Source organism: Actinotalea sp. C106, assembly GCF_023630195.1.
GTDB lineage: Bacteria > Actinomycetota > Actinomycetes > Actinomycetales > Cellulomonadaceae > Actinotalea.
Map to the genome: position 1 here is coordinate 1 of NZ_JALPKN010000263.1, position 4,347 is coordinate 4,347.

Here is a 4,347-nt window from a genome sequence, read left to right on the forward strand (position 1 = left end):
CCGCCCGACCGAACCGCGCCTGCGCCTGCGCCTGCGGGCGGGGGCCCGTGCCGAACCCGAGGAAGAGGTGCTTTCCCACCGCCTGGGCGGCCACCGCAGGCAGCCCGTCGAGCAGCGCGGCACCCGCCGCGAACCGCCCCTGGGGCGAGCTCACGGCCACCCGGTGACCGACGACGTCGGCCGCGAGCTGGAGCGCGATGCGGTGGACGGTATGACCCTCAGGCACCCCGGGAGGCTACCCCGCCGGAGCGCTGGCTCACCGGGAAGCGCAGCGTGAACGGGTCGAGGGTGCCGGGCAGGGGCTCGAGTCGCTCGGCCTGGTCGAGGTCGAGCTCGGTCGCCTCGAGGAGCATGGCCAGGATCGAGCTCGAGACGTGCAGCACGAGATTGCGCCCGGGGCAGACCGCCGGGCCGTCGCTGAAAGGGATGAGCGGCCAGTCGGCGGCCCGCGTGGGGTCGAGCCACACCTCGGGGTCGAAGGCGTGCGCGTACTCCAGGTGCTCGTCGTCGCGGTGGAACAGCGGCGCGTAGGTCAGGATCGAGGTGCGCTCGGGCATCGGGCCGCCCTCCCAGAGGGTGCGCGTGATGGACTCACGCAGCACCGCGGGGGTGGTGGGCCACAGGCGCAGGGACTCGAGCATCGTCGCGCGCAGGAAGGGCAGGTCCTGCGGCCGGTCTAGGTCGCGCCCGGCGATCTCGGCCCGGGCCCGGGCGAGCTGCTCGGGGTGGGTGTGCAGGAGGGCGAGGGCGCGGAAGCTGGCCCACGCGGCGGCGTCGAAGGCGAAGAGCCACTGGGGCACCTGCTGGACCGGGTCGGTGCGCTCGGTCCACGGGGCGGCCGCCATCGACCCCGCGAGGCCCCCCGGGTCGGCCCGGCGCACGTGGCTCTCGATCCGGTTCAGGAACCTCTCCCGCAGTCGGCGTCGCCGCGGGTGCAGGAAGGCCCAGTTGGCCGTCGCCCGGAGGGTTCGCAGCTCGTCGCTCAGGGCACGGTCCGCGAGCGCGCCCTCACCCAGCACGACCCGGCGGACCATGCGGTCCCACATCGCCGAGTACGGGGCCCAGGTCAGGGCGCCGTCCCGCCGGACCTGGCCGAGCAAGGAGTCGACCTCGGCGCGGACACCGCCGACCATGCCGTCGGCGCCGCGGTGCACCGGGCTCGGGGTGTCCAGGACCGACTCGTTGAAGCGTCGGCGGTCCTCCCGGTCCGACCCCTGGGAGACGAGCACGCCGTGCGGCTGGAAGTGCCCGAGAGCCGCCCTCTTCTCGCGGGTCGCGGGGGTGAAGGGCTCGGGGGTCTCGGCCAGGACGCGACGGACGTCCCGGTGGTCGAGGAGCACCACCATGCGGCGACCCGGGATCCGCAGGCGCAGCGGACCAGACCCGTACGTGCGGCGCAGCCGCTGGAGGAGCTGGACCGAGCGCCGATCCGCATCGGCCCGCTCCAGGAGACCGACGACGGACGGCCGCCGGATGATGACCCCACGCGCGATGGTGGGGAGCAGGACCGAACCGACCACCCGCAGCGTGTCCGCCACCCCGGCGCGGGGAAGGGTACGGGGCGAGGGGGTCGAGGTCATGGCGCTCCCGGGTCGAGGGGCGCACCGCAGGGGCACGGCGCCTTCCCCACCCTGCGCCACATCGGAGACCCCCGCATCTGCTCGGTTGCCGCGAGCGCTCAAGTCCGGGCCAGGGGAGCCGATGTCAAGGTGCACCATCGCGACCGCCCCGGGAGGGCCCACGTGTCCAGCACGCTCCGTACGCCCGCCCCGGACCGGGGGAACAGCCGCTCCGGCCGCGCCCTGACGGCCTCGCTCGCCGGCATCCTGACGGCCGTCCTCGCGTTCACCGTGGCCCCACCGGCCCTCGCGACAGACACCGGCTCCGCGCCGGAGGCGACCGAGACCGTGGTCCCGGACCCGGCAGGTCCAGCGCCCGCCCCGGAGCCGAGCACCCCAGCGGCGAGCCCGGCCCCCGCCCCGACGCCCACACCGACCCCGACCCCGACCGAGGTGGTCGGGCACGCCGCGACACCGACACCCACACCGACCCCGACCACCACGCCCGCGAAGACGACGGTCAAGGGCTGGAGCGGTTCGCGGACCGTCCCGCTCGACTTCGCGGCGGGGCGTCGGTTCACCGTGACGCCAGCCCAGGGCCGCACCATCAACGTCCAGCGGTTCGACGGCAAGGCCTGGAAGACGATCCAGACCCTCAGAGCCGGGACGGGCGCGAGCTCGGAGCTCGTCGCGCGGACCCCCGCGTCGAAGATCGGCGCGACGACTCGGTACCGGCTGAGCCTCCCCGCGACCCCGACCGCAGGAGCCCTGACCAGTGGTGAATGGGTCGTGACCTACCGCAAGTACGTCACGACGTTGTCCGGCTGGCCCGGAACCAGCACCACCGTGCCCTATGGCCGGACCTCGAGTCGCACAGTGACGACTCATCCTGGCCGTACGGTCCACGTGCAGCGCCTGAACGGGAGCACGTGGAACACGCAACGCACCATGACCGTCCCGTCGGACGGAAAGCTCGTCGTCACGAGTCCTATGGTCGTCAACAGCAAGGTCCACAGGTACCGCCTTCGGATCACTGCGACCCGCGCGTACTCGGAGAAGATCTCGGCGGCGTGGACGATCGTCCCGACCGGCCCCGTGATGCCCCCGCAGCGGTACAACGGCGAGGTCCGCGACGTCGTCGGCGCGTGGGGCGGCCTCTCGAACGGCCGCATCCCGACGTCGACCCTGTGCACCCCGACCTGGACCCCCTCGCACCACAAGATGCGGTGCGACGCGAACACCGCCCTCGCCCAGCTCAACGCGGCCTACCGCAAGCGCTTCGGCACCAACCTCGCGGTCACCTCGACGTACCGGACCTACGACCAGCAGGTCGCCCTCAAGAAGCAGAAGCCCACCCTCGCGGCCAAGCCGGGCACCTCGAACCACGGCTGGGGCCTCGCGGTGGACCTGGGCGGCGGGGTGCAGGTGTGGGGCAGCGCGCAGCACAACTGGATGCGTGCCAACGCCAACAACTACGGCTTCTTCCACCCGGCCTGGGCGCAGTACGACGGCTCCCTGCCTGAGCCCTGGCACTGGGAGTACGCCGGGGCCGTCGCCTCGGGCCGCGCCGACCAGTCCAAGGCCCTGGCCATGCAGCTGGTGCGGACCCAGCCGTGGAACAGCGCGAACCAGCGCGGCTGCCTGTCGACCCTGTGGCAGGCGACGAGCGGGTGGAGCTACACCAAGGCCTCGGGCCAGCGCCGCGGCATCCCGCAGGCGGACATGGTGCGCGCCTTCGGTTCCTCGTGGACGCGCTCGACGACGGCCACGACCTTCCAGCAGAACCCGAAGGCCCAGATCGAGTGGGGTCTGCGGGACATCACCCAGCGCCGCGGGAACGCCTGCGCCGCCCTCAGCACCTACCGGGCCAAGGGCACGTACTAGCAGGGCTCACGCCCGACGGCGCCTCGCTCCGGGGATCGTGGCCTGCGTGGGGATCTCGGCCCGGCCCGTGACCCAGCGGGTCAGCTCCTCGGCCGGGACGGGGCGGCGGTACAGGTAGCCCTGGGCCTGGTCGCAGCCCAGGGCGACCAGGGCCGCGTGGTGCTCCTCGGTCTCGACCCCCTCCGCCACGGCACGGAGCCCGACGCCGTGGGCCAGGTGGATGCAGCCTGCGACGATCGCCCGGTCGTGCGGGTTGTGCGCCACGCCGTCGACGAAGGTCCGGTCGATCTTGAGCTCGTCCAGGGGCAGGGTGCGCAGGTAGGTCAGCGAGGCGTACCCGGTCCCGAAGTCGTCGACCGCGAGCCCGACGCCGATCTCCTTGAGCTGGCGCAGGGTCGCGACCGCAGCCTCCGGGTCCTCCATGAGGGCGGTCTCGGTGATCTCCAGGATCAGCAGCGCCGGGTCCAGACCGTGCTGGTCCAGGGCGTCACGGACCGTGGGGATGAGGTGCGGGTCGCTGAGCTGGCGGGCCGAGAGGTTCACCGACAGCTCGAGCGGGCTGGGCAGGGTCCTGGCCCACAGCGCGGCCTGCTCGACCGCCGTGCGCAGCACCCACACCCCGAGGGGCCTGATCAGCCCGGACTGCTCGGCCAGCCCGATGAAGTCGTTCGGCGGGACCATCCCGCGGGTCGGGTGCTCCCAGCGCACCAGCGCCTCGACACCCACGGCCCGTCGGGAGCGCACGTCCAGGCGCGGCTGGTAGTGCAGCACGAGCCCGCCCTGGTCGATGCTGCGACGCAGCTGGCCCAGCAGGTGCAGCCGACTGACGGCGCCGTCCCCCTCGGTCGGGTCGTGCAGCTCCCAGCGGTGCCGGCCGCGGGCCTTGGCCCGGTGCACGGCGGCC

At 73.5% G+C, this 4,347-nt stretch carries 3 protein-coding genes and 1 pseudogene; 1 reads left to right on the plus strand and 3 read right to left on the minus strand.

From position 1 onward, the window contains the following. Both L0B03_RS14460 and L0B03_RS19625 read right to left on the minus strand, forming a co-directional pair. Window positions 1–226 (minus strand): annotated as a pseudogene (locus tag L0B03_RS14460) (hypothetical protein); the annotation flags it as partial. After that, entirely contained in the window at window positions 219–1,580 is a 1,362-nt protein-coding gene (locus L0B03_RS19625; protein ID WP_250446997.1) for a cytochrome P450, read from the minus strand. The gene L0B03_RS19625 and the pseudogene L0B03_RS14460, both read right to left, overlap by 8 nt. 162 nt (window positions 1,581–1,742) lie before the next feature. Here L0B03_RS19625 and L0B03_RS19630 point away from each other — a divergent pair, with 162 nt between their 5' ends. Beyond that, window positions 1,743–3,443 (plus strand): M15 family metallopeptidase, encoded by a 1,701-nt coding sequence (locus L0B03_RS19630; RefSeq protein ID WP_250447000.1) that lies wholly within the window; start codon window positions 1,743–1,745, stop codon window positions 3,441–3,443. 6 nt (window positions 3,444–3,449) lie between these two features. Here L0B03_RS19630 and L0B03_RS14475 read toward each other — a convergent pair. Beyond that, window positions 3,450–4,347: bifunctional diguanylate cyclase/phosphodiesterase (locus tag L0B03_RS14475; protein ID WP_250447003.1), on the minus strand; the 898-nt coding region annotated here is incomplete at its 5' end.

What these genes read in the sequence shown, in the direction of transcription:
- L0B03_RS19625 (WP_250446997.1), bottom strand. Translation starts at nt 1,580, where the DNA reads ATGACCTCGACCCCCTCGCCCCGTACCCTTCCCCGCGCCGGGGTGGCG.